Source organism: Burkholderia sp. MSMB1835 (genome assembly GCF_001526365.1).
Classification (GTDB): Bacteria; Pseudomonadota; Gammaproteobacteria; order Burkholderiales; family Burkholderiaceae; genus Burkholderia.
This window is the reverse complement of sequence record NZ_LOYP01000005.1, coordinates 208,276-232,396: the sequence shown is the minus strand read 5'-3', so window position 1 is coordinate 232,396 and position 24,121 is coordinate 208,276. Positions and strand designations below refer to the sequence as shown.

Below are 24,121 nucleotides of genomic sequence, written 5' to 3'. Positions count from 1 at the left end.
CCTAGGGAAATCCCGGTTTCTGTTTCGTGACGAGCGACGGAAGAGGGCGGGCGCGGACACCCGAAATCGGGGAGGGATGGCGGAGGGCCTGCAACGGTTCCGGGGCCGGAAATGAAAAAAGGCCGGCTAAAAGCCGGCCTTTTCAAAAAACAGATGGTGCCCAGGAGAGGACTCGAACCTCCACGGTGTTGCCACCGCTAGGACCTGAACCTAGTGCGTCTACCAATTCCGCCACCTGGGCACGTTCGCTTGCTGCGATGCGAAGACCGCTATTGTAGCGTGTCTTCGCGGACTGTCAACATAATTTTGGGACGCGAACCAAAATAATGGGCAGTTTGATGGAGGCGAAGCCCGTGCCGAACATGCGCATCGATTCGGAGGCTCGAAATGAAAAAAGGCCGGCTGAAAGCCGACCTTTTCAAAAACAGATGGTGCCCAGGAGAGGACTCGAACCTCCACGATGTTGCCACCGCTAGGACCTGAACCTAGTGCGTCTACCAATTCCGCCACCTGGGCACGTTTCGCTTGCTGCGATGCGAAGACCGCTATTGTAGCGTGCCGGGAAAGTCTGTCAATACAATTTCATCCGGCAACATAAAAAAATTTGCGGCCCTCGCGCGGCGGCATCTCACACGCCGACCGGCTCCGCGCGATTCGCCGTGAAATTCCAGCGCTGCGCTTCTTGCGTGTCGACTCGGGTCGGCAAGACCCCGGCCGCGAGGAACGTGTCGGCGATCTGCTGCTGCTCGCCGAAGTGTTGCGCGATCACCGGCCGCACGAGGTAGCTGCGTCGCGAATTCGCGCGTGCGATCGTCGCGGCGTCGAGCCCCCAGATGGGCGCGAGCGTATTCGCGACTTCCTGCTGGTGATCGCGCAGCCACGTGCCCGTCTGCGACAAGCGGTCGAACAGAATCCGGACGGCATCGGGATGCGCGGCGGCGAAGCCGCTCGATGCGAGGTAGTAGCGCTGATAGGATGCGAGTCCGCTGCCGTCGGCGAGAATCCGCACATCGGGACGCTGGTCGACCGACGCGATATAGGGATCCCACGTGATCCAGGCGTCCACGCTGTCGCGCTCGAACGCCGCGCGGCCGTCCGCGGGCGTCAGGTAGTGGATCGCCGTATCGGCGGCAGCGAGCCGTGCGCGTGCGAGCGCGGCGAGCAACAGGTAGTGGCTGCCGGCGGCCTTGGTGACCGCGATGCGCTTGCCCTTCAGGTCGGCGAGGGTGCGCAATGCGCTGTCCTTCTTCACGATGATCGCCTGTGCTTTCGGCGACGGCGCTTCCTGCGCGACATACACGAAACGCGCATGGGCCGCCTGCGCGAAGACCGGGACCGTATCGGCGACGTCGGCGCTGAAATCGACGGCGCCGACGTTGAGCGCCTCGGTCAGCGGCAATCCGCTCGCGAATTCATGCCACGACACGCGCAGGCCGAGCGGCGCAAGCGCGTGCTCGAGTGTGCCGTGCGCCTTGAGCAGCGTGATCAGCGTCGACGATTTCTGGTAGCCGATGCGCAGCGCGGCAGGCGCATTTTCCGCACGCGTGCGGATACCCGCGGCGGCGAGGCCCGCGGCCAGTATCGTGCGCGCAAACGCGCGGCGGTTCATCGACGTCATCAAGCGGGTTCCTCGGTGGATGGGTTGCGGTGAGGCGAGCCGGCTAACGTACCAACGCCGAGGGCGGTCGATAACCGATAAATTCTGCTATCGATCCAACCAGTCGGCATAAGCGGAGCGCTCGCTGATTCGGATGCGTTCGCCGGGTGTCGGAGCGTGCCGGTTTTCGGCTGCGCGCGGGGTGACCCGGATTGCGCCGAGCAGTCGCCGCACACGCGCGCGCTTCAAAGTGCGCCGGGTACGACCGTTGCTCGAAACAGCGCGTATGCCTTTATCGAGGAGAGTGATCATGCCCGAACAAAGAGCAATCCAGCGAGCGCGCGCCGACAAGCGCAGCGGCAAGTCGCCGAGCACGCAAGCAGGCGAGTTCGTCAAGGAAGAGATCGACCGCGTACGCAGCGGCAAGCACGGCGTACGCTCCGCCAAACAGGCAATCGCCATCGGTCTGTCGCAGGCGCGGCGTGCGGGTGTCGATCTCGAGCCGCCCGCGAAGGGCAAGACGAGCGAAGCGACCCGCAAGAAGGCGGCGCAGGACACCGCTGCGGGACAAGGCAGGAAAAAGACGAGCCCGAGCACCGAATCGAAAGCGAAACGCTCGCGCACCACGACCGCCGTGTTGAAGCGCGAGAGTAAGAAGGGGGCGTCGTCGACCGCGATGTCGGAGCAGGCGAAGCGCGCTGCCGCGCGCCGTCCGGCCGCGAGCCGTTCCGCGGCGGCCAGGAAGGCGGCGCAGACCAAGGGCGCGGCAGGCCGCTCGGCAGCGGCAAAGAAGGCGGCACAGACGCGGGCGGCTCGTTCGCATCATCACTGACGCGTTGGCCGACCGGCAACGCGCGCTCGATCGCGGCGCCGGCGAAGCGTCGGCAGCACGGGCAGACCTTGCGCGCTCGCGCGGAATGGGCTGCTGCGCGAGCACCCGCTGCCGCAGCGGTTGCCGGCTATGCCGGGCTCGATACGGCGTGGCCGGCATGCGATCTCTATCGAGGCGGAGACAGCCGCCTGAAGCGCTTCCACAATTTCTTCATGTGAGCGTAATCGGCGGCCACGCGCGAAGCCCAGAACCCTCGCACGAAAGCTGCGCCCGATGCGGTATCGGCGTGGACGCGGGGAAGCGAATCCAGCAGACGGTCCGCGACCACCGCGTCGTTGCGCCAGCCCAGATCGTCCTGCAGCGTACTCAACGTCGCCACGTAATGCTTCACGGCCGACTTCGAAAACAACGAGGCAAAGAATTCCGTCGCATACCGAAGTTTCTTCGCGGCGATACGCGCCCGATGTCGGCGGCGATCGTCGAGCCCGGCCAGCCCGCGGCCGCGTTTGAGCAACTTTTTGTGCCTGCGACGCACTATGTCGGATGCAAGCCGCTTCGCCGGCTTTTGCACGGCTTCGGACGCCTCGGGCGACATGCCGTCACGCCAGCGTGCACCGTTTAGCCATAGCGTCAGTTGCAGAATCAGTCGCGTGTAACGGACGGACGCCGCGGCAGCGGCCGCCTTGGCGCGCTTTTCCGTCGCCACCCGCTGGCACGCGCGTTCCACTGCCCGACGTTCCGGCTTCTTCTGCGTTTGCTCGAGTGCCTGGCCGAGTGTCGAGCGCACGAGTACCTCCCAGTCGCGCGCCTCTCCGAGCTCCGATGCGATCCAGCGCAGTTCGTCCTGAAGCCCCGGATAAGGGGGAATAACCTTGTCGAACAGATCGAGCGCCGAGCGCAGACGCCGCAGGCCGACCCGCATCTGATGCACGCTCGACGGGTCGTGACCGGACACGACACCGCGTTCGTTCGCGTGAATGTGCTCGAGGCAATTGTGCGCGATCTGGCGGAAGGCGTCTTCGATGCTGTCCCGTTTATGAAGCGTCACCGGCTTCGCTTTCACGGGCGTCTGGTGTCGTTGCACAAGCATTTCGTAGCCGCGATCGGCCTTGCTCAGGTGGTCGAAGCGCAACGGGACCGTCGCGAGCAGATCGAGCGCGATCTGATAGAGACGGTCGGGCCGGCCTCGCTTCAATTCCATCTCGACCGCGACGATGGGCGTCGAAGCCGTGTCGGTTTCGATGGTGCCCTCGTCGATCGCAAACTCGACTTCTTCGTCCGACGGCAGGCGCAATGGCAGCACCGTGCGGCGAATCCTGGTGACGAAGCGCGCTTCGAGATTCGAGGCAGTGCGTTCGTCGCGAATCAGCTTTCCCAGATCGCTGTCGGCGGGGATCGAATCGGTGAACAAGCTCAGATCCGGTACGTGACCGTCGACCGGCATTTCGAATTCATCGCGCTCGTACACGCCTGCCTGCGCCGAGCCGTCGAGCTTGATGGTCTGGACCGTCTCGTCACCGTGATCGCGCACGCGCAGCGACGCATTGCAGCGGCGAAATGCGAGTTCCGATGTGTCGTAGTAGATGCTGACGAGCGTTGTGTCCGACCACCCGGCGTTCCTGCTTTTCGCGAACAGCGGCGACTCGCGGATTCGACCCACATGCTCGCGGTCTACCAGCAGCTTCAGTTCCCTTTCCATTGCACTTCCTTGCTCTCGTCATCGGCCGGTCGACTCGCACGCCGTTTGGCGGCGGCGCTTCGCCGTCTGACGCAGGCGAGCATTTTTTGCACCCTTCGGCGGCGGCCTTGACCGTCCCGCCGATGGCGCCCGGCATGCCGACATACCCTGCGGGCTCGCGCCCCTCTGCATCCTCCCCGCCATGCGCCGCGGTCCGGACACGTACAGGTGCGCGAGCCAGGTAAAACGTACAAATCGACTGGTCGTCATCGGGAAGGGGGCATTCGAATCGAAGCGGTTCGACCGGTTGCGCGCTGCTGGCGGGTATGCGGCTTGCTGCACACGGGCACCCGGACCGATGCGTGACGTTTCCGCTACGCGACCTGACGCGTCGGGACTGGCGCAGTGCGATCGATCCGAACGCGTTGCGCAAACGCCGGCGTTCGCGGCAGCCTGGAGACGGCTCGACCGGGCTGTCACGACAGCGGCAAGGTGCCGCCCGCGCCGTTGGACGATTGGGAGAGGGCCCGGCATGGAATCACGAGATCCGACAGTTCATGAGCCGGCCACGACGCGCGGGGGCGACACGTGTGGCCGGCGATAGCCTCGTACGACGATTGAAGGAAATCGCGTGCCGCGTGCCCGGTATCGCATGGCTCGGCACGTACCGGATGGCCTGGCTGGCGGGCGACGCCACCGCGGGGGTGACGCTGAGCGCCGTGCTGGTGCCCGCCGGCATGGCCTATGCGATCGCGTCCGGCCTGTCCGCCGCGTCGGGGCTCTATGCGTCGATTGCCGCGCTGGTCACTTATGCGGTGTTCGGACCGAGCCGCATCCTCGTGCTCGGGCCCGATTCCGCGCTCATTGCGCTGATCGCGGCGAGCATCGTGCCGCTCGCGCACGGCAACTCCGCGCATGCGGCCGCGCTCGCGGGCGCGCTTGCGTTGCTGTCCGGCGGCCTGTGTCTGGCGGTTGGCCTGTTCCGGCTGGGCTTCATCACCGATCTGCTGTCTACGCCGATCCGCTACGGCTATCTGAACGGCATCATCGTCACGATCATCGTCAGCCAGTTACCGAAGCTGCTCGGCCTGACCGTGCATGAAGCATCGATTCTGCAGCAACTGCGCGCGGTAGCGAGCGCCATTTCTGCCGGCAAAACGAACCTCGCGGCCTTGTCGATCGGTGTGCTGTCGCTCGCCGTCATTCTCGCGTTCAGGCGCTGGGCGCCGAAAGTACCGGGAGTGCTGGTCGCCGTGGCCGTCGCCACCGTCGGGACCGCCTGTTTCGATCTGGCGGCCCGGGCCGGCGTCAGCGTAGTGGGCACATTGCCCCGGGGGCTACCGTCGCCGGACTTTCCGGCGCTTGCGTCGAGCGAATGGCTCGCACTGTCGGCCAGTGCCGCCGCCATCGCGCTGGTGTCGTTTACGGACATCAGCATGCTGTCGCAGATATACGGGATGCGCAGCGGCGACGGTGTCGACCGCAATCGCGAATTCGTCGCGCTCGGGATCGCGAATATCGCGGCAGGACTGTTCCAGGGCTTTTCGGTCGCGGCCAGCGGATCGCGCACGCCGGTCGCGGAGGGGGCCGGTGCGAAGAGTCAGGCCTGCGGCCTGATTGCCGCGCTCATCGTGGCGGCGTTGCTGGTTTTTGCCCCGCAGGCGCTCCGCGATACGCCGCAAGCCACCCTGGGGGCCGTGGTCGTGGCCGCCTCGTTTTCGTTGATCGAAATCGCCGGCCTGCGGCGGCTTTACCGGCTGCGCCGTCCGGAATTCGTGCAGTCGCTCGCATGCTTTGCCGGGGTCGTGCTGTCGGGCGTGGTGGCCGGCGTGGGTATCGCACTCGGGCTTGCCGTGCTGGCTTTCCTCTGGCGGGCGTGGCGTCCTTATTCGGCCGTGCTCGGCCGGCGCGACGGCGTGAAGGGCTATCACGATATCGCGCGTCATCCGGACGCGCGGCGCATCCCCGGGCTGGTTCTGCTGCGCTGGGATGCGCCGCTGTTCTTCGCCAATGCGGAAATCTTTCACGAGCGCGTGATGACCGCGGCGCGCGATGCGCCTACCCGTACCCGTTGGGTCGCCATCGCGGCCGAGCCCGTGACGGATATCGACGTCACCGCCGCCGACATGCTGGCGAGGCTCGACGGCGAACTCGACGATGCGGACATGCAGCTCTGCTTCGCGGAACTCAAGGGGCCGGTCAAGGACAGCCTGAAGCGATACGGATTGTACGAGCGGATCGGCGAGGATTACTTCATGCCGACGGTCGGCGAAACCGTGTCGGCGTATCTGAAATCCCATTCGGTCGAGTGGCACGATTGGGAAGGCGAAGGATGATGCGCCGCGTCCGGGCGGCGACGACGGGGTGCGGGTAGCGAGACGCGCGTCGCGAAAGCCGTTCCTTGCGAAGTGCGCGCAGCCCGCGCTGGGCGGGCAGGCATCACCGCGATGGTGGCGACGAGATCGTCCGGGTCGCCGCGGCCCGACATGCACGGTACCGACTGCGCATGGTCGGCCGGTTCCTGACTCGCTGCGGAGTCTGGCCGTCAGGCCGGGCGATTGCCACTCCAGTCGCCCCGTTGCGGTAGCCGGCAATGGCGGGCATTGAATTTCCCCGACGCGCAATGGTCGGCCGTGCCCGGCGGCCGGTCTTCAGTCGTTCCGGGTTCGGGCGGAAGGACGACCGGTGCAACAGCGGGAGTCAGCGCGTTGTCTTGGGTAACGGCATGCCGAGGACGGCGGAACGAGTCGCGTCCCCGACCGGCGTGCCCGGCGGCAGGCGCAGTCCTTTGGCCTTCTTGCGTTGGCCCGGCGGCGGGGCGGTCGGTTGCTGCGACTGCATCGCCGCGATCAGTTGCTGGCACGGCAGCGGTTTGTTGTTGCTCGGCGCGATCAGCGGAATCAGCGCGGCGAACGGATTGACGATGCCGAGGCCGACCATCGCGCCGCCGCGTAGCGCGAGCGCGGTCGGGTTCACGCCGACGTGCGGATTCTTGAAGGTACCCTTGACGTAGAGCGGCGAGCGCAGCGTGAAAATGCGAAAGCCCTTCGTGTGCGGGTGGACGCCGAGATCCATCGTTTCGTTCTTCATGTTCACCTTGCCGTCGATGTTGATGACGGCGTCGTCCGTGTCGAGTGCGAACGCATGCGAATCGAGCACGCCATCGGTGACGACGAAATCGGCGGCCGCGCAGTTGATGTGCACGGTGCGATCGCCATACAGCTTTTCGTAGACGACATTCGCGACGTTCAGGCCCGCGGCTTCCATGAGCAGTCGGCTCAGCACGCCGTCGGTAACGAGCAGCTTCACCTCGCCGTTGGCGCTGGCCGCGAGCGCCGCCGGCGTGTTGCCGGTCGCGGACAACTGCGCGTCGCCATTGACTTCGCCGAGCGCGCTTTGCATCGTCTTCACGGTGGGCAGCAGCTGCTTGAGCTTGAGATGGCGCACGCGCGTCGACGCGCGCGCCTTGAGCGGCCGCTCGCGGCCGTCGAGATGAAGGTCCGATGCGATCGAGCCACCCGCGACGCCGAACTTGAGCGGCTCCAGCGACAGCACGCCATCGATCATCACGATGTGCGTGTACAGATCCGTAATGGGCAGCGCCGGATCCTTGACGATGCGGCGGCCCGTGAATTTCACGTCGGCATCGATCGCCTTCCAGCGCTCGGTCCTGAAGCCCTCGACAGGCAGGGCCTTGTTCGGCGGCTGACGCGCGGTGTTGCCGCGTCTGGCCTTGCTCGCGTTGCTGTCCGCGCCGACCACCGGTGCCAGATCCTTGAACTGCAGCAGATTCGAGACCACCTCGCCCGTGAGCAGCGGTCGCGGTGCGCGCTGCGTATAGATCAGCGTGCCGTCGAGATCGCTGCCGCCCACGCGGCTTGAAAATTTTTCATAACGGAACACGCTGCCGCCGGCTTTGATGTTGCCCGTCAGATGACCCTCCGTGGCATAGGGCGGGGTCTGGGGGAGCGTGATGCCCGTCAATGGATACAGGCGATCGAGGCTCGAGCCTTGCAGCCACAGGCGCAAATCGACGGCAGCCAGATGGGCGGGGTCGGTGACGGTCCCGACCAATGAAACATGCAGGTCGCCCGCCTTGACGTCGGCCTGTACCGGGACGGGCCGCGACGCGTCCTGCAGCGCGAGCACGCCGCCGAGCTTGCCGCTGCCCGACAGCGCCGAATGCTTGTAGCTGCCTGTCGCTGTCCAGCCGATGCCGTATTGCGGCTCGCTCGTCGGTTGCGTGACGGCGGCAGCCGTTCCGCTTGCGGGCGGTTGGCCGGCAGAAGCGGGGCTTCCGGGCATGGTCGGCGCTGCCGATACGCCGGATGCCGCCGATGCCGCCGACGCCGACGCCGACGCCGCCGATGCCGCAGATGCCGCCGCTTGCGCCTGCGTGCTCAGTTTTTGCGCGCCGCGCTTGCCGACCACGTCGGCCGACGCGCTGCGCGACTTGTTTTCCTGTTGCTTCAGGACTTCGCCGATCGGGATCGCATGACCGAGCGTATTGACCGTCGCCTGCATCGCCACGTCTTGTGGCTGGTCGGACAGCGCGATGTTGCCCTGGTCGAGCCGAATGTCGTGCAGGTCGAGCTTCCACTCGAGCGGGTGCGCGGAGGACTTGAGCTTGAAGGTCCAGTTGTTTCGTCCATCGGCGACGCGTTCGAGGTCGATGGAAGGACGCACCAGGTTGATGGTCGGAATGACGATGTCGTGCGTGAGCAGCGGAAGCAGCTTCACCTGGAAGTCGATTTCGTCGAGCGTGGCGAAGTAGCGCTGTTTCGTCCAGTCCGGGTTCGCGATCGTGATGTTTCGCGCTGCAAAGGTCGGCCAAAGAATCCACGCGCGCCAGCCGGTTTCGCCGCTGGCGCGATGCCAGCTCACGGTCAGGTCGCCGTTGATCGTGAACGTACGACCGATCGCGGCGCTCACCTTGTCGTCGACCATGGGCCGCGCCCGGTTCCAGTCGAACGTGAAAATGAACAGCGCGATCGCCGCGATCAGAATGATCAGTACTGCGACGAGCCACGCAACGACTTTGCCTGCCATTCTGGCGATCGTCATTCCGGACGCGTTCAGTGGAGCCATGGCGAAGGTCTTGAGGTTGGTGGTCCGGCCCCCTCACGGGCCGGCCTTCGGCACGAAGGCAGCAATCGCCGTACCGCGAGCGGGCCCATGCGTTGCGGGACGATCGAGCAGTACCGAGCAGGTATCGATTTTGCTGTCCACATCGGGCAGCAGATTTTCTTACCGGATAAAGGAGCAGATCGATGACGAAATCACCTGCAACCCATGACGCCATACCCGAATCCAGCGACCCGTTCGTACTGGACCTCAAGAAAATTCGCGAGGACGCGCGCAAGCACATGTCGGACGGCCCGGTCACGCAAACGTACGGCGCGGACCGCACCAAGGTGCTGAAGCTGCTCAATGACGCGCTGGCGACCGAGATCGTCTGCACGCTGCGTTACAAGCGGCATTACTTCATGGCCAGAGGCATCAATTCGGAAGCCGTGGCGCAGGAATTCGCGCAGCATGCGACCGAAGAGCAGGAGCACGCCGACCGGATCGCCGAGCGCATCGTGCAGCTCGGCGGCGAACCCGATTTCGCGCCGGACGGCCTGAAAACGCGTGCGCATTCGGAGTACCGGGAAGGCACGAACCTGACCAGCATGATCGGCGAGAATCTGGTCGCCGAGCGGATTGCCATCGATACGTATCGGGAGATCATCCGCTACCTCGGCGAGAAGGATGTCACGACGCGCCGGCTGTTCGAGGAGATTCTCGCGGTCGAGGAAGAGCATGCCGACGATATGGCCGATCTGCTCCAGGGGCGCGGATAGTCCGTTGAAGACGTCGCGCCGGGGAACCCAGGCAACGCCTGCGGGCGGGGCGACAGGCGCGGGAAGGGCGTCCGGTCGGGCGGTGCTTCCCGCGAGAATGTTTTCTGCACCCGGGCGCGCCGGGAGGCGCGGGGCCTGCGAGCCTTCGCACAAAGTGGGCGGGCGCGGTGTTTCCCGAGCTCGAAATGAAAAAAGGCCGGCTAGAAGCCGACCTTTTCAAAAACAGATGGTGCCCAGGAGAGGACTCGAACCTCCACGATGTTGCCACCGCTAGGACCTGAACCTAGTGCGTCTACCAATTCCGCCACCTGGGCACGTTTTGCAGTAGCTGCTTGCTGCAAAGAAGCGAAATTATAGCGCCCCAATTATTCCTGTCAACATCTTTTTGCGATGCATCGCAAACCGGCCGCCGCCGTGCGCGGCCGCGGCATTCCCGTCATTTGGCGACACGGGCGGGTGATAGAATGACCCGCCGCCGTCAATATAGAACTGTCTCGGACGGACACCTCTATGTTGATGCCGTGCACCATCGGTCAACGCAACGAGAACAATCATCGACAAACCCTTGAGCAAATATCCGTACCCCATTCCGAGCCGTGAAGAGATTCTCGGCGTGCTGCGTACGAGCGACGCGCCGCTGGCCGCCAACGACATCGCCGAAGCCCTGTCGATCAAGCGTCAGGAGCGCGAGGGGTTCTTCCGGCGTGTCGCCGCGATGGAGCGCGACGGCCAGATCCGCCTCGACAAGCGCGGCCATTACCAGTTGACCCATCCGTCGAATTTCGTCGCGGGACGTGTGCAGGGGCATCGCGACGGCTACGGGTTCGTGATCCGCGACGACGGCCAGGACGACCTGTTTTTGCCGAACGGCGAAATGCAGAAGGTGATGCACAACGACCGCGTGCTCGCGCGGATCGTCGGCTACGATCGCCGCGGCCGGCCCGAAGGGCATGTCGTCGAAGTCACCGAGCGCGCGAACAAGCGCGTGATCGGGCGCCTGCTGAACGAGAACGGCGCGCTGATCGTCGCGCCGGAAGACAAGCGCATCGGCCACGACATCCTGATCACGCAGAACGTGAAGAAGGCGAAGGTCGGGCAGGTCGTCGTCGTCGAGCTGACCGATTTCCCGAGCCGCCATTCGCAGCCGCTCGGCCGCGTCGTCGAAGTGCTCGGCGATATCGACGATCCGGGCATGGAAATCGAAATCGCGGTGCGCAAGTACGGCGTGCCGCACGAATTCAGCCAGCCGGCGCTCGACGAAGCCGCCGCGCTGCCCGACAAGGTGCGGCCGGCCGACCTGCGTTTTCGCGTCGACCTGCGCGACGTGCCGCTCGTGACGATCGACGGCGAGGACGCCCGCGACTTCGACGACGCCGTCTACTGCGAGCCGGTCAAGGTCGGCCGCGGCGACGGCTTCCGGCTGATCGTCGCGATCGCCGACGTGTCGCACTACGTCCAGCCGGGTAGCGGGCTCGATGCCGACGCGCTCGAGCGCAGCACGTCGGTCTACTTCCCGCGCCGTGTGATCCCGATGCTGCCGGAGAAGCTGTCGAACGGCCTCTGTTCGCTGAATCCGCAGGTCGATCGCTGCGTGCTCGCGTGCGACATGGTGATCACCGCGCGCGGCGAGATCAAGGCATACCAGTTCTATCCGGCCGTGATCCATTCGGCGGCGCGCCTGACGTACACCGAAGTCGCGGCCGTGCTGTCGAATACGAAGGGGCCGGAGGCTGCGCGCCGCGCCGATCTGCTGCCGCACCTGCAGGATCTGTACGGCGTCTACAAGTCGCTGTTCGCCGCGCGGCAAAAGCGCGGTGCGATCGACTTCGACACGACCGAGACCTACATCGTCTGCAATTCGCAGGGCAAGATCGAGCAGATCGTGCCGCGTCAGCGCAACGACGCGCACAAGCTGATCGAGGAATGCATGCTGGCCGCGAACGTCTGCGCGGCCGATTTCCTGAAGCGCAACAAGCATCCGGGCCTGTACCGCGTGCACGCGGGGCCGACGCCGGAGAAGCTGGAGAACCTGCGCGCGTTCCTGCGCGGCATGGGTCTGTCGCTCGGCGGCGGCGACAAGCCGCATGCGAGCGACTACGCGGCGCTGATGGCGCAGATCCGCGACCGGCCGGACGCGCAGATGCTGCAGCCGATGCTGCTGCGCTCGATGCAGCAGGCCGTCTACAGCCCGGACAACATCGGCCACTTCGGTCTCGCGTACGAGGCATACGCGCACTTCACGAGCCCGATCCGCCGTTATCCGGACCTGCTCACGCACCGCGCGATCTACGCGATCCTGTCGGGCAAGAAGTACGTGCCGAAGGCGCCGGAAGGCTTCGAGCTGAATACCGCGCTGTCGCCGCGCGCCCGCGCGATGCAGCAGGCCGACGACGAAGCGCGCGGCCGCTCGCGTTCGAACACGGCGATCTGGGAGGAGCTCGGCCTGCACTGCTCGGCGAACGAACGCCGCGCGGACGAAGCGTCGCGCGACGTCGAAGCGTGGCTCAAGTGCTACTTCATGCGCGACAAGCTCGGCGAGGAGTACGGCGGGATGGTGAACGGCGTGACGTCGTTCGGCATCTTCGTGCAGCTCGACACGCTGTTCATCGAAGGGCTCGTGCACGTGACGGAGCTCGGCTCGGACTACTTCCAGTACGACGAGATCAAGAACGAGCTGCGCGGCGAACGCACGGGCATCCGCTATCGCCTGTCGGATCGCGTGCGCGTGCAGGTGAGCCGCGTCGATCTCGACGCGCGCAAGATCGATTTCCGCCTCGTGCGCGATACGCCGGTGAAGGCGCCGCGGCCGTCGCCCGCGCCGGCTGCCGGCGTCGATCGCAACGGCAGCGGCCCGCGCGTGCGTGCGCTGCCGCCGGCGGAGGAAACCGTGCCGCGCCGCAAGACGGCCGCGAGCGCGCCGAGCGTCGCGGTGAAGGAAGCGCGCGCCGCGCGTGGCGCCGCGAAGAAGAAGGGCGGCGGCGGCGGCGCGCCGGCGAAGCCGGCCGCGAAGAAGGCCCGCGCCCGCAAGAAGTATTGAGCGTTCGGGGCGGCGCAAGCGCACGCCCTGCAGTATCGAGAGACGCCGCGTCACCGGTCATCGGCCGGCCACGCGGCGCTTTCCTTTTCCATGGATCGCGGCTGCGCACGTCGCGCGGTCGCACGTTTGATCGAAGGTTGTTCCAGTCATGTCACGTCTGAAGGTTCTTTACGGTTTTCATGCGGTGACCGCACGTATGCGGCACGATGCATCGACGGTGGCGGAGGTGCTGTACGACCAGACGCGCCGCGACCGCCGCATGCAGGAGTTCCTGCACGCCGCGAAGGAAGCGGGCGTGCGGCTGATCGCAGCCGACGAAACGCGCCTGTGGGGCCTCGCGCATACCGAGCGCCACCAGGGCGTCGTCGCGCGCGTCGAGGACATGCCGCTCGCGCAGAACCTGTCCGAGCTGCTCGACGGCATCAACGGGCCTGCGCTGCTGCTCGTGCTCGACGGCGTCACCGATCCGCACAACCTCGGCGCGTGCCTGCGGGTCGCCGATTCGGCCGGCGCGCACGCGGTGATCGCGCCGCGCGACCGGGCGGTCGGCCTGAACGCGACCGCGGCCAAGGTGGCGAGCGGCGCGGCCGATACGGTGCCGTACATCACGGTGACGAACCTCGCCCGCGCGCTGCGCGAGCTGAAGGAAGCCGGCGTATGGATCATCGGCACGTCGGACGAGGCGCCGGCGACGCTCTACGAAACGAAGCTCGACGGCCCGGTTGCGCTCGTGATGGGCGCGGAAGGCGAAGGCATGCGCCGGCTCACGCGCGACACCTGCGACGAAGTGATGAGCATCCCGATGGCCGGCAGCGTGGAAAGCCTGAACGTGTCGGTCGCGAGCGGCGTGTGTCTGTACGAGGCCGTGCGCCAGCGGCGCGTGAAGGGCTGACCCCGAGGCTGCCCCCCGAGGCTGATCCGGGGGCCGGCCCGTCCCGCGCGCGATGCGCGGGCATCGAATGACCCGAACGACGCGTGCGCCGATGCAAGCTCTCCGGAATCCGAGACCGATGACCCTGTTCCGTGTCGGCGTCTCCTGCGCCGTGCTCGGCCTGCTGGCGGCCTGTACGTCGCCGACGCTCGTCGATCGCGGCGCCTACTACGCCGACACGAGCCTGCATGCGCGCGGCGCCGATTCGCGGGTCCGCTTTCTCGTGATGCATTACACCGAAAGCGACGAGGCGAAATCGCTGCGCACGCTGACCGGCGAGTCGGTCAGCGTGCATTACGTCATCCCGCCGCAGCCGCGCACCGAGCGTGGGATGCCCGTCGTCTACCAGCTCGTTCCGGAAGCGCGGCGCGCGTGGCACGCGGGTATCAGCGAGTGGCAGGGCACGACCGAGCTGAACGCGGTGTCGATCGGCATCGAGAACGTGAACCGCGGCCCGCTCGATCCGCAGCAGCGCACCTGGCAGCCGTATCCGCCCGAACAGGTCGACGCGCTGATCCGCCTGTCGAAGGACATCGTCGCGCGCTACGGAATTGCGCCGACGCGCGTGGTCGGGCACAGCGACATCGCACCGCAACGCAAGATCGATCCCGGGCCGCTGTTCCCGTGGCATGCGCTCGCGCAAGCCGGCGTCGGCGCATGGCCGGACGACGCGACCGTCGCCGCACGGCTCGGCGGCCGCGATCCGCACGCGCCGGTCGACGTGCGCGAACTGCAGCTCAAGCTCGCGCGCTACGGCTACGACGTGCCGACCGACGGCGTGCTCGACATGCGCACGCGGCGCGTGTTCGCGGCGTTCCAGATGCATTTCCGGCCGTCCGACTACGCGGGCAACCCGGACGCGGAAAGCGACGCGATCGCGCAGGCGCTGCTCGACAAGTACTTCCCCGGCACGCAAGCGGCGGACCCCGCGCCGGCCGCCGACACGCGCTGAATACGCGGCGCATCGCCCGCGGAAAAACGCGGGACCGTGCGCCGACTCCGGTAAACTGGCGGTTTTCCGCAATCCCGCAGCATTACCACGCCATGACTCAAGACGAACTCAAACGCCTCGTCGGCCAAGCCGCCGCCGATTACGTGATCCAGAACGTACCCGAAGGTGCGGTGATCGGTGTCGGCACCGGCTCGACCGCCAACTGCTTCATCGACGCGCTCGCCGCCGTCAAAACGCGCTATCGCGGCGCCGTGTCCAGCTCGGTCGCCACGACCGAACGCCTGAAATCGCACGGCATCAAGGTGTTCGACCTGAACGAGATCGAGTCGCTTCAGGTGTACGTCGACGGCGCCGACGAGATCGACGCGAGCGGCGCGATGATCAAGGGCGGCGGCGGCGCGCTGACGCGCGAGAAGATCGTCGCGTCGGTGGCCGACACGTTCGTCTGTATCGCCGACGCCAGCAAGCGCGTGCCGGTGCTCGGCGCATTCCCGCTGCCGATCGAGGTCGTGCCGATGGCGCGCACGGCGATCGGCCGGCGCGTGACCGCGCTCGGCGGCGTGCCCGTGCTGCGCGTGACGAAGGACGGCGCGCCCTACATCACGGACAACGGTAACGAGATCATCGACGTGAAGGGCCTGCAGATCGCCGATCCGCGCGGTTTCGAAGCGCAGGTGAACGCCTGGCCGGGCGTCGTGACGGTCGGCCTGTTCGCCGAGCGCGGCGCGAATCTGTGCTTGCTCGGCACGGAAAACGGCGTTGAAACGATCGTTTATCCGGCTGGCTGAATCTGAATGAGAAGCAGTCCGTAACGGCGCGCTATCCGCCGTCACGGATTGGATATATAAATCTTGTGGAAACCGGGGTCCGGCAGGCGCGACGCGCTTCCCGGGCCTTTTTTTTAGCCGTATAAATCACCTCGTTCAAAAGAGGGATAACCCTGTCAGGTGTTTACCAGATAGCGAAATATCGTCGAACTCATCAACTTATAGATCATAAGAACAGTAGTAACCAGGGCCGGCGGAACTGCGGAGCAGGTGTTCGCAAATCGACGCACGGGGAGGTGTCATGGAGCAGGGCAAAGACCGGTCACTGGTCGCCAAAGTGATGGATGGGCTTGTCGCGGGTATCGTCGAAGACAAGTACGGCGGCATCTTGCCGCCACAGGACGTGCTGTCGAAGGAGTTCGACGTGAGCCGCACGGTGATGCGGGAAGCGTTGTCGATGTTGCTTGCGCGCGACATGCTCGACGTGCGTCCGAAAGTCGGTACGCGCGTGCGGCCGATGCGCGACTGGCGGATGATCGACGAAGACGTCGTGAGCTGGCGATTTCGGGCGAAGCCCGATCCGCAGTTCATGCGCGACGTCATCGAATTCCGGATGCTGATCGAACCACGCGCGACCGCGCAGGCGGCGGTGCGCGCGACGGCGGCCGACATCGCGGGCATTCGCGAAGCGTTCGATGCGTTCAAGGTGCTGCAGCCGGGCGACCCCGGCTACGACACGGCGGACGAGTTGCTGCATACGCGGATCGTCCAGGCGAGCGGCAACCAGTTCTTCCAGCAGATGGCGGCGATCGTGCGCGGGGCAGTGCGTCTCGTGAATCCGCGCGTCGTGCAGAAGGAAGGCGCGCACGACATCGCGGTGAAGGCGCATGCGCGCGTCGTCGATGCGATCGAACGGCGCGACCCGCGCGAAGCCGAAGCGGCCTCGCTCGCGCTGATCGATTTCAGCGCGGACGAGATTTCGCGCGATTTCTCGGTCGACGTGCCGGTGCGTGCCTGACGCCGCGCGTATCGCTCATCCGTGTGCCGGGCCGTTTATCATGACGGCCGGCCGGCAGCGTGCCGGCAACCGTCATACGACCGACACGGAAGATCAGGATGAACGACAACGACCATCGCCCGGTGCGCTTCGGCATCGTCGGCGCGGGCAGCATTGCGCGCCGCTTCGCGCAAAGCCTCGCGCACGTGCCGGGCGCCACGCTCGCCGGCGTCTGGGCCCGCCGCGCCGACGCAGCGGCCGCCTTCTGCGAGACATACGGCGGCGTGCCTGCCGCGCGCCTCGACGCGCTCCTCGCGAGCGATATCGACGCGATCTACATCGCGACGCTCCATGACAGTCACGCGCAGTACACGCTGGCCGCATTGGCCGCCGGCAAGGCCGTGCTGTGCGAGAAGCCCGCGGCGCTGAACGCCGTGCAGCTCGACACGGTGCTGCACGTGGCGCGCGATGCCGGGCGGCTCTTCATGGAGGCGATGAAGCCGCCATTCTTCCCGCTGTACCGTCAGTTACGCGCGCATCTGCGTGACGATCCGATCGGCGAGATCCGGCTCGTGCGGGCCGGCTGCGCATCGTCGTCGGTGCCGGCGGACCATTCCGTCTATCGGCTCGATCGCGCGGGCGGCGCGCTGCTCGATATCGGCATCTACGAGGCGTTCCTTGCCGTCGACTGGCTCGGCGCGGCGCGCGACGTGCAGACGCTCGGCCGCGTCGGCGCGACGGGTGTCGACCTGTTCGCGAGCCTGAACAGCGTGCATGCGAACGGCGGGATCGCGCAGCTCTTTTGCGGCCTCGACGTGATGGGGCGCGGCGACGCGCTGATCGCCGCGGCGGGCGGCCACGTGACGATTCACGAGAAGTGGTGGAACCCCGCGCGGGCGACGATCCGCTACGCGGACGGGCGCACCGTCGAGCTCGACGCGCCGGTCGACGGCGGCGGGCTGAACTACGAAACCGCGCATTTCTGCGACCTGCTGCGCGCGGGCGAGATCGAAAGCCCGATCATGACGCACGACCATTCGCGGCAGATAATCGCGATGACCGACGCGGCGCGCGCCGTGCTCGGCGTGCGTTATTCGGGCGAGTAAGCGGCAAGGCGGGTGCCGGGCCCGCGAGCGCGGCCCGGTGCAATTGCGCGGCTCAGTGCCGCGACGGCAGCGACAGGCGCTTTTCGTACCAGCGCTGTACCCATTCGAGAATCTGGCACAGGATCCAGTACACGGCCGCGGCGGCGAGATAGAGCGGCAGCGGCTGATAGGTCGCCGCGATCACTTCCTGCGCGCTGCGCAGCAGTTCGGTCACGGTGATCACCGACACGAGCGACGTGTCCTTGATCAGGCTGATCAGGCTGTTCGACAGGCTCGGCACCGCGATGCGCAGCGCCTGCGGGCCGATCACGTAGCGCAGCGTCTGCCCCCACGACAGCCCGAGGCTGTACGCGGCGAGCCACTGGCCGCGCGCGATCCCGTTGATCGCGCCGCGCATGCTTTCCGACATGTAGGCCGCGACGTTCGCGGACAGCGCGATCACGCCGGCCGGCGTCGGGTCGAGCGAGATGCCGAGGCTCGGCAGCCCGTAATAGATGACGAAGATCTGCACGAGCAGCGGCGTGCCGCGCATCAGGCTCACGTACGCGCGTGCCAGCCACGCGAGCGCGTTGACCCAGATGCGCTCGAAGCCGTCGAGCGCTTCGCTTTGCCGGATGCCCATCATCGCGAGCACGACGGCGCCAAGCAGGCCGAACACCATCGACAGCACGGCGAACTTGACGGTCAGTACGGCACCCTGGGCGAGCACCGGCAGCGATTGGACGAGCAGGGACGTTGTCGACATGGAATACGAAGCGAATGCGTGCGCGAAAGCGCAATCATAAACCGGACCGATAAAACAAAGGGCGGCATCGTTGCGGATGCCGCCCTTTCCGGCCCGCCGTCGGGCGGGAAATGCAGGCGTGCTTACTTGATCGGTTTCGTCACGTCGATGCCGAACCACTTGTCGGAGATCTTCGTGAACGTGCCGTCGGCCTCGAGTTGCGCCATCGCGTCGTCGATTGCCTTCTGGAACTTCGGGTTGCCCTTCTTGAACGGGATGCCCGACGGGTTCGCCGAGCCGACGTTCGCGCCCGGGCGCAACGGCAGATCGGAATTCTTCGTCAGGTACGCGAGCATCAGGCGGTCGTTGAGCGCCGCGTCGAGGCGGCCGGCCGCGAGATCGCGCAGGTACTCGGGCGCGCCCGGGTACGTCTTCACGTCGATGCCCGGCACCGATTTCGCCATGTCCATGTAGTTCGTGCCGAGCGCGACGCCGAGCTTCTTGCCCTTCAGGTCTTCCAACGACTTGAACTGGCGCGTGTCGTCCTTGCGCTGGATCAGCTGCGCGGACGAGTACGTGTACGCTGGCGAGAAGTCGAGCGTTTCCTTGCGCTTGTCGGTGATGCCGACCTGGTTGGCGATCACGTCGAATTTGCCGGCCTGCAGGCCCGCGATGATGCCGCTCCATTCGGTCGTCACGAATTCGGCCTTCACGCCGAGCTTCGCTGCGACGGCCTTCGCGATGTCGACGTCGAAGCCGACGAGCTCCCCTTGCGGACTCTTCGAGTTGAACGGCGGGAACGTGCCTTCGAGGCCGACGCGCAGCGTGCCGCGTTGCTTGACCTGATCGAGGAGGTCGGCCGCATGCGCGGTTGCCGCAGCGAACGACATGCCGATTACGCCGGCAACCAGCAGCTTCTTCAGCAGCGAAAATTTCATCGTGAGTGTCCTTGCCCTGTCCGGGTCAATGATTCGGATAGTGAGGTCGATGATAGCAAAAATGCTATCGCTATCTAAATATCGTTTGCTTATGACTATATTACGCGCTGCGTTCGCGGGCAATCGCCTTCACGCACTCCGACACGAGTGCCGGGCCGCGATAGATGAAGCCGGTATAGAGCTGGACGAGCGCCGCGCCGGCCGCCAGCTTCGCACGGGCGTCCTCGCCCGAGAAAATGCCGCCGACGCCGATGATCGGCACGTCGTTGCCGACTTCCGCGTGCAGCTTGCGGATCACTTCGTTCGACGCATCGAACACCGGGCGGCCCGACAGGCCGCCGGCTTCGTCCGCGTGCGGCAGGCCCTGGACGGCCGCGCGCGACAGCGTCGTATTGGTGGCGATGACCGCTTCGATCTTGTGGCGCAGCAGCGTGTCGCCGATTTCCTTGACCTGTTCGTCGTCGAGGTCGGGCGCGATCTTCAGCGCGAGCGGCACGAGCTTGCCGTGCAGGTCGGCGAGGCGCTGCTGCTTGTCCTTCAGCGCGGCGAGCAGCGCGTCGAGTTCGCCCGCGCCCTGCAACTGGCGCAGGTTCTTGGTGTTCGGCGACGAGATGTTGATCGTCACGTAGCTCGCGAACGGGTACACGCGCTCGAGGCAGTACAGATAATCCTCGGCCGCGCGCTCGATCGGCGTGTCGGCGTTCTTGCCGATGTTCAGGCCGAGGATGCCGCGGTAGCGGGCGGCCTGGACGTTCTTCACGAACTGGTCGACGCCGTGGTTGTTGAAGCCCATCCGGTTGATCAGTGCTTCGGCCTGCGGCAGCCGGAACATCCGCGGGCGCGGATTGCCGGGCTGCGGGCGCGGCGTGACCGTGCCGACCTCGATGAAGCCGAAACCGAGCGCCGCGAGGCCGTCGATGGCCGCGCCATCCTTGTCGAGGCCGGCCGCGAGGCCGACCGGATTGCGGAACGTGAGCCCCATCACGGTGCGTGGCGCGTCGGGCACGCGGGCCGACAGCGCACAGGCGAGGCCCGTGCGGCCGGCCGCGCCGAGCGCGCGCAGCGTAAGGTGGTGAGCGTCTTCCGCATCCATTTTGAACAGGGATGCGCGGGCCAGCGGGTAGAGGGAACTGAACACGGGAATGGGGCGGGCAGCCGAAATGAATGACAACCCGCTATTTTACCGGGAGTTGCACGGCACGGGCGTGCTTCGCTCCGTAGCCGCCGCGACGCGCGTCAGCCCGTGCCCGAATGTCCGCCCGGCAACGGCGCGCGCGCGAGCGCCGCGTCGACGGGCGGCAGGTCGACCCGTTCGGGGTCGAGCGCCTTCCAGCGCCCGTCGATCAGGCCTTCGAGCGGATGGAAGTTCGCCTTGTAGGCCATCTTCGGGCTCTCGCGGATCCAGTAGCCGAGGTAGACGTAGGGCAGCCCGAGGGTCTTCGCCTGTTCGATCTGCCACAGGATGTTGTAGGTGCCGTAGCTCGTGTGCCGCTCGTCGGGCTCGAAGAACGTGTACACCGACGACAGCCCGTCGCCGAGGATGTCGATCATGCTGACCATCCGCAGCTTGCCGGGTTCGCCGCCTGGTGCGTCGAGGTCGCGGAATTCGACGAGGCGCGAATTGATCCGGCTTTGCAGCAGGAACTGTTCGTACTGGTCGCGGCTGTCGCGATCCATGCCGCCGCCCGCGTGGCGCGCGGACTGGTAGCGCATGTAGAGCGCGTAATGCTCTTCGTCGTAGTGCAGCGGCGAGACCGTCGCGACCAGCGCGCGGTGCCGCTTCCACATCCTGCGCTGCGTGCGCGTCGGCACGAACTTGCCGGCCGGCACGCGCACCGGCACGCATGCGCGGCAGCCGTCGCAGTACGGGCGGTACGTGAAGACGCCCGAGCGGCGGAAGCCGGCCTTCACGAGTTCGGTGTAGATGTCGGAATTGATCAGGTGGCTCGGCGTCGCGACTTGCGAGCGTGCGATGCGGCCGTCCAGATAGCTGCACGGATAGGGCGCCGTTGCATAGAATTGCAGCGCCGAAAGCGGTGAAAGCGGCAGCTCAGTCGGGTGAGTCATGGGCAGCTCTCGATGCAGGGAAGGAGTGCCGCGCTAGCGCTCGGTCCCGGAGGGCGCCGCCGTTTCGGCGGGGCTCGTCAGCGCGGCGAGCACGCGCTTGTCGAACTGCCACGGAATCGGCGGTTCGGCTACCGCGCGGCGCACGTGAGCGACAAAGGCCTTGCGTGCGATCTCGCGGCCGCCGAGCGACGCTAGATGCGACGTATTCTGCTGGCAGTCTATCATTTCCAGCCCGTGCTCGCGAAGGTGCGCGACGAGCGCGGCCAGCGCGATTTTCGACGCATCGGTCACGTCCGCATACATCGACTCGCCGAAAAACATCCGCCCGAACGAGACGCCGTAGAGGCCGCCGACGCGGCGCCCGCCGTGCCACGTCTCGATGCTGTGCGCGTTGCCGGTGCGGTAGAGCGACGTATAGGCGTCGATGATCTCGGCGGTGATCCAGGTGCCGCGCTGCCCGCGGCGCGGCGCCTGCGCGCACGCGCGCATCACGCCGGGAAAGTCGTGATCGACGCGCACCTCCCATTCCGGCTCGCGCAGCACGCGCTTGAGCGTCTTGCGCAGCGACGGCGCGACCTTGAATTCGGCCGGCACGAGGATCATGCGCGGGTCGGGGCTCCACCACAGCACCGGCTGGCCGTCCGAATACCACGGGAAGATGCCGCGCAGGTAGGCGTCGATGAGGCGCGACGGCAGCAGGTCGGCGCTCGCGGCGAGCAGCCCGGGGGCGCCGGTCGCGGGGCCGAGCGCGCGTTCGATGGACGGAAACGGATCGTCCGGACCGAGCCAGGGAACCATGGGTGCGGGGCTCAGCCGTTGCGCAGCGAGCGGAAGATATCGCCGGTGTGCACGCCGTAATCGCCGGCGGCGCGATCGGCGAAGAAGAAGCGCAGCGTCTGGCTGACGGTCGGGAACGCGATCTCGTCCCACGGGATGTCGGCTTCGTCGAACAGTTTGACTTCGAGGCTTTCCTCGCCGGCTTCGAAACCCGGATCGGTGAGCCGCGCAAGGTAGAACAGGTGGACCTGGTGCACGTGCGGCACGTTGAGCAGCGTGAACAGGTTCTGCACCTCGACGCGCGCGCCGGCTTCCTCGAGCGTTTCGCGCGCGGCGGCTTCCGCGGTCGTTTCGCCCATTTCCATGAAACCCGCCGGCAGCGTCCAGAATCCGTAGCGCGGTTCGATCGCGCGGCGGCACAGCAGGATCTGGTCGCCCCAGACCGGGACCGTGCCGACGACGTTGCGCGGATTCTGATAGTGGATCGTGCCGCAGTGATCGCAGACGAAGCGCTCGCGGTTGTCGCCCGGAGGAATGCGCGCAAGGACTTCGTGACCGCAGACGGAGCAGAATTTCATGTCGAGTGGAAGGGACGAGTTGATGCGAGTGTATCACCGGGCCGCGGCATTCTCGAACGCCCGCGCATGCCGCGGCGTGTCGCGCGAAACGGCGCTCGCGTGCGCGACGAGGGGGCGGCGCCCGGACGCGCAAAAACAAAAAGCCCGGCGCGAAGCCGGGCTTTTTGCGAAATTCTGGACGGTTGGTTGCGGGGGTAGGATTTGAACCTACGACCTTCGGGTTATGAGCCCGACGAGCTGCCAGGCTGCTCCACCCCGCGTCCGTCGAAGAAATAGATTATATGGGCTATCCAGAATGCGTGCAAGTGTTTTGTGATGACCGGATGGCGGGCCCCGGTGGGGCCGGTACGGGGAGGCACGTGCGCTAGAATCGAGCGGTTTGTGTCGTCATCCCGGCAGCGGCCCTGCGCGATCGCATCGGCGCCGTTGCGACTCTCACTACTGCATCGACGGATTCATGGACATCGCTCACGATCTGCAATCGATCGGCGCGCAGGAACAGGCGCTCGTGTTTCCCCATTTCGACCCGGCCCGCGCATGGGCGCTCGGCAACCGCATGCATGCGCTCGCGACGTCGCGCGGTCATGCGATCGCGATCGACATCGTCACGTTCGGCCAGCCGCTGTTTTACGCGGCGCTCGCCGGCGCGACGCCCGACAACGCCGACTGGGTGCGCCGCAAGCGCAACGTCGTCGCGCATTTTCGCCGCAGCTCGTACGCGATCGGCCTGCGCATGCAGCAGGCCGGCGCGACGCTCGCGGATAAGCACGGGTTGCCGGTCGCGGAGTACGCGTCGCACGGCGGTTCGTTTCCGCTGACCGTCGCCGGCGCCGGCGTGATTGGCTCGATCACCGCGTCCGGGCTGCCGCAGCGCGCGGACCACGAGTTCGTCGTCGAGGCGCTGTGCGCCGAGCTCGGTCACGACTATGCGGTACTGGCCCTCGCAAGGAGCTGAGCGATGCAACTGCCCGGTTACGCATGGCTCGCGATCGCGATCGTCGCGGAAGTGATCGGCACCTCCGCGCTGCGCGCGGCGGACGGTTTCACGCGCTTGTGGCCGTCGGTGCTTGTCGTCGCCGGTTACGGCGTCGCGTTCTACTGCCTGTCGCTCACGTTGCGCACGATGCCCGTCGGCATCATCTATGCAGTCTGGTCGGGCGCCGGCATCGTGCTGATCACGCTCGTCGCGATGCTGCTCTATCGCCAGGTGCCGGACGTGCCGGCGGTGATCGGCCTCGGGCTGATCATCTCGGGCGTCGTGGTGCTGAACCTGTTTTCGAAGATGCAGGCGCACTGA

The 24,121-nt window shown here is 66.3% G+C and carries 20 protein-coding genes and 4 tRNA genes; 11 read left to right on the top strand and 13 right to left on the bottom strand.

The features are described from left to right. Positions 1-154: 154 nt before the first annotated feature. The 3 genes from WS96_RS04295 to WS96_RS04285 all read right to left on the bottom strand — a co-directional run bounded on the left by WS96_RS04295 (position 155) and on the right by WS96_RS04285 (position 1,618). Positions 155-241, bottom strand: a tRNA-Leu gene (locus WS96_RS04295). Between the two features lie 188 nt (positions 242-429). Beyond that, positions 430-516, bottom strand: a tRNA-Leu gene (locus tag WS96_RS04290). 112 nt (positions 517-628) lie between these two features. After that, positions 629-1,618, bottom strand: a complete 990-nt coding sequence (locus WS96_RS04285) for an aliphatic sulfonate ABC transporter substrate-binding protein (protein ID WP_059830869.1) — start codon at positions 1,616-1,618, stop codon at positions 629-631. A 289-nt stretch (positions 1,619-1,907) separates the two neighbouring features. On the opposite strand from WS96_RS04285, the gene WS96_RS04280 reads away from it, so the two are divergent. Then, the gene (locus WS96_RS04280; RefSeq protein WP_059830867.1) at positions 1,908-2,429 is read left to right on the top strand and encodes a DUF6496 domain-containing protein; all 522 of its coding nucleotides are present in this window, start codon (positions 1,908-1,910) and stop codon (positions 2,427-2,429) included. 166 nt (positions 2,430-2,595) lie between these two features. On the opposite strand, the gene WS96_RS04275 is transcribed toward WS96_RS04280, so the two are convergent. Continuing rightward, entirely contained in the window at positions 2,596-4,128 is a 1,533-nt protein-coding gene (locus WS96_RS04275; protein ID WP_059830866.1) for a CYTH and CHAD domain-containing protein, read from the bottom strand. Between the two features lie 536 nt (positions 4,129-4,664). Here WS96_RS04275 and WS96_RS04270 point away from each other — a divergent pair. Then, on the top strand, positions 4,665-6,443 hold the full coding sequence (locus WS96_RS04270; RefSeq protein ID WP_059830864.1) for a SulP family inorganic anion transporter: 1,779 nt from the start codon (positions 4,665-4,667) through the stop codon (positions 6,441-6,443). Between the two features lie 364 nt (positions 6,444-6,807). On the opposite strand, the gene WS96_RS04265 is transcribed toward WS96_RS04270, so the two are convergent. After that, positions 6,808-9,195 (bottom strand): AsmA family protein, encoded by a 2,388-nt coding sequence (locus WS96_RS04265; RefSeq protein WP_059830863.1) that lies wholly within the window; start codon positions 9,193-9,195, stop codon positions 6,808-6,810. A gap of 182 nt (positions 9,196-9,377) precedes the next feature. Here WS96_RS04265 and WS96_RS04260 point away from each other — a divergent pair, with 182 nt between their 5' ends. Continuing rightward, entirely contained in the window at positions 9,378-9,950 is a 573-nt protein-coding gene (locus WS96_RS04260; protein WP_059830861.1) for a ferritin-like domain-containing protein, read from the top strand. Between the two features lie 227 nt (positions 9,951-10,177). Here the strand turns inward: WS96_RS04260 and WS96_RS04255 are convergent. Further along, positions 10,178-10,264, bottom strand: a tRNA-Leu gene (locus WS96_RS04255). 251 nt (positions 10,265-10,515) lie between these two features. On the opposite strand from WS96_RS04255, the gene rnr reads away from it, so the two are divergent. From rnr to WS96_RS04225, 6 genes are all read left to right on the top strand, one after another. Next, positions 10,516-12,987: a ribonuclease R gene (gene rnr, locus WS96_RS04250; RefSeq protein WP_059830859.1), complete on the top strand. Its 2,472-nt coding sequence runs from the start codon at positions 10,516-10,518 to the stop codon at positions 12,985-12,987. A 148-nt stretch (positions 12,988-13,135) separates the two neighbouring features. Continuing rightward, positions 13,136-13,879 (top strand): 23S rRNA (guanosine(2251)-2'-O)-methyltransferase RlmB, encoded by a 744-nt coding sequence (gene rlmB / locus WS96_RS04245; protein ID WP_034207165.1) that lies wholly within the window; start codon positions 13,136-13,138, stop codon positions 13,877-13,879. 118 nt (positions 13,880-13,997) lie between these two features. Then, entirely contained in the window at positions 13,998-14,870 is an 873-nt protein-coding gene (locus tag WS96_RS04240; protein ID WP_059830858.1) for an N-acetylmuramoyl-L-alanine amidase, read from the top strand. A gap of 92 nt (positions 14,871-14,962) precedes the next feature. After that, a complete protein-coding gene (gene rpiA / locus WS96_RS04235) occupies positions 14,963-15,658 on the top strand; it encodes a ribose-5-phosphate isomerase RpiA (RefSeq protein ID WP_059830856.1) in 696 nt (231 codons plus the stop codon). Between the two features lie 280 nt (positions 15,659-15,938). Beyond that, entirely contained in the window at positions 15,939-16,655 is a 717-nt protein-coding gene (locus tag WS96_RS04230) for a FadR/GntR family transcriptional regulator (RefSeq protein WP_006476118.1), read from the top strand. 98 nt (positions 16,656-16,753) lie between these two features. Continuing rightward, positions 16,754-17,740 (top strand): Gfo/Idh/MocA family protein, encoded by a 987-nt coding sequence (locus WS96_RS04225; protein WP_059830854.1) that lies wholly within the window; start codon positions 16,754-16,756, stop codon positions 17,738-17,740. A 52-nt stretch (positions 17,741-17,792) separates the two neighbouring features. Here the strand turns inward: WS96_RS04225 and WS96_RS04220 are convergent, their stop codons facing one another. The 7 genes from WS96_RS04220 to WS96_RS04190 all read right to left on the bottom strand — a co-directional run bounded on the left by WS96_RS04220 (position 17,793) and on the right by WS96_RS04190 (position 23,084). Continuing rightward, complete coding sequence (locus WS96_RS04220) at positions 17,793-18,485, bottom strand: amino acid ABC transporter permease (RefSeq protein WP_006484207.1); 693 nt, start codon at positions 18,483-18,485, stop codon at positions 17,793-17,795. A gap of 122 nt (positions 18,486-18,607) precedes the next feature. Continuing rightward, a complete protein-coding gene (locus WS96_RS04215; protein ID WP_059830852.1) occupies positions 18,608-19,402 on the bottom strand; it encodes a cystine ABC transporter substrate-binding protein in 795 nt (264 codons plus the stop codon). 100 nt (positions 19,403-19,502) lie between these two features. Further along, the gene (locus tag WS96_RS04210) at positions 19,503-20,540 is read right to left on the bottom strand and encodes a quinone-dependent dihydroorotate dehydrogenase (protein ID WP_027807358.1); all 1,038 of its coding nucleotides are present in this window, start codon (positions 20,538-20,540) and stop codon (positions 19,503-19,505) included. A gap of 98 nt (positions 20,541-20,638) precedes the next feature. Further along, the gene (locus WS96_RS04205; protein WP_059830850.1) at positions 20,639-21,469 is read right to left on the bottom strand and encodes an arginyltransferase; all 831 of its coding nucleotides are present in this window, start codon (positions 21,467-21,469) and stop codon (positions 20,639-20,641) included. Between the two features lie 33 nt (positions 21,470-21,502). Continuing rightward, the gene (aat, locus tag WS96_RS04200; RefSeq protein ID WP_059785558.1) at positions 21,503-22,267 is read right to left on the bottom strand and encodes a leucyl/phenylalanyl-tRNA--protein transferase; all 765 of its coding nucleotides are present in this window, start codon (positions 22,265-22,267) and stop codon (positions 21,503-21,505) included. A gap of 11 nt (positions 22,268-22,278) precedes the next feature. After that, on the bottom strand, positions 22,279-22,824 hold the full coding sequence (locus WS96_RS04195; protein WP_006476111.1) for an NUDIX hydrolase: 546 nt from the start codon (positions 22,822-22,824) through the stop codon (positions 22,279-22,281). A gap of 183 nt (positions 22,825-23,007) precedes the next feature. Beyond that, positions 23,008-23,084: transfer RNA gene (locus WS96_RS04190), tRNA-Met, on the bottom strand. A 197-nt stretch (positions 23,085-23,281) separates the two neighbouring features. Between WS96_RS04190 and WS96_RS04185 the strand changes: the two genes are divergently transcribed. Together WS96_RS04185 and WS96_RS04180 are read left to right on the top strand one after the other, a co-directional pair. Then, entirely contained in the window at positions 23,282-23,779 is a 498-nt protein-coding gene (locus tag WS96_RS04185; protein WP_006476110.1) for a heme-degrading domain-containing protein, read from the top strand. A 9-nt stretch (positions 23,780-23,788) separates the two neighbouring features. Continuing rightward, positions 23,789-24,121 (top strand): DMT family transporter, encoded by a 333-nt coding sequence (locus WS96_RS04180; protein ID WP_373557168.1) that lies wholly within the window; start codon positions 23,789-23,791, stop codon positions 24,119-24,121.

What these genes read in the sequence shown, in the direction of transcription:
- WS96_RS04285 (WP_059830869.1), bottom strand. Translation starts at nt 1,618, where the DNA reads ATGACGTCGATGAACCGCCGCGCGTTTGCGCGCACGATACTGGCCGCG.
- WS96_RS04280 (WP_059830867.1), top strand. Translation starts at nt 1,908, where the DNA reads ATGCCCGAACAAAGAGCAATCCAGCGAGCGCGCGCCGACAAGCGCAGC.
- WS96_RS04275 (WP_059830866.1), bottom strand. Translation starts at nt 4,128, where the DNA reads ATGGAAAGGGAACTGAAGCTGCTGGTAGACCGCGAGCATGTGGGTCGA.
- WS96_RS04270 (WP_059830864.1), top strand. Translation starts at nt 4,665, where the DNA reads ATGAGCCGGCCACGACGCGCGGGGGCGACACGTGTGGCCGGCGATAGC.
- WS96_RS04265 (WP_059830863.1), bottom strand. Translation starts at nt 9,195, where the DNA reads ATGGCTCCACTGAACGCGTCCGGAATGACGATCGCCAGAATGGCAGGC.
- WS96_RS04260 (WP_059830861.1), top strand. Translation starts at nt 9,378, where the DNA reads ATGACGAAATCACCTGCAACCCATGACGCCATACCCGAATCCAGCGAC.
- rlmB (WP_034207165.1), top strand. Translation starts at nt 13,136, where the DNA reads ATGTCACGTCTGAAGGTTCTTTACGGTTTTCATGCGGTGACCGCACGT.
- WS96_RS04240 (WP_059830858.1), top strand. Translation starts at nt 13,998, where the DNA reads ATGACCCTGTTCCGTGTCGGCGTCTCCTGCGCCGTGCTCGGCCTGCTG.
- rpiA (WP_059830856.1), top strand. Translation starts at nt 14,963, where the DNA reads ATGACTCAAGACGAACTCAAACGCCTCGTCGGCCAAGCCGCCGCCGAT.
- WS96_RS04230 (WP_006476118.1), top strand. Translation starts at nt 15,939, where the DNA reads ATGGAGCAGGGCAAAGACCGGTCACTGGTCGCCAAAGTGATGGATGGG.
- WS96_RS04225 (WP_059830854.1), top strand. Translation starts at nt 16,754, where the DNA reads ATGAACGACAACGACCATCGCCCGGTGCGCTTCGGCATCGTCGGCGCG.
- WS96_RS04220 (WP_006484207.1), bottom strand. Translation starts at nt 18,485, where the DNA reads ATGTCGACAACGTCCCTGCTCGTCCAATCGCTGCCGGTGCTCGCCCAG.
- WS96_RS04215 (WP_059830852.1), bottom strand. Translation starts at nt 19,402, where the DNA reads ATGAAATTTTCGCTGCTGAAGAAGCTGCTGGTTGCCGGCGTAATCGGC.
- WS96_RS04205 (WP_059830850.1), bottom strand. Translation starts at nt 21,469, where the DNA reads ATGACTCACCCGACTGAGCTGCCGCTTTCACCGCTTTCGGCGCTGCAA.
- aat (WP_059785558.1), bottom strand. Translation starts at nt 22,267, where the DNA reads ATGGTTCCCTGGCTCGGTCCGGACGATCCGTTTCCGTCCATCGAACGC.
- WS96_RS04195 (WP_006476111.1), bottom strand. Translation starts at nt 22,824, where the DNA reads ATGAAATTCTGCTCCGTCTGCGGTCACGAAGTCCTTGCGCGCATTCCT.
- WS96_RS04185 (WP_006476110.1), top strand. Translation starts at nt 23,282, where the DNA reads ATGGACATCGCTCACGATCTGCAATCGATCGGCGCGCAGGAACAGGCG.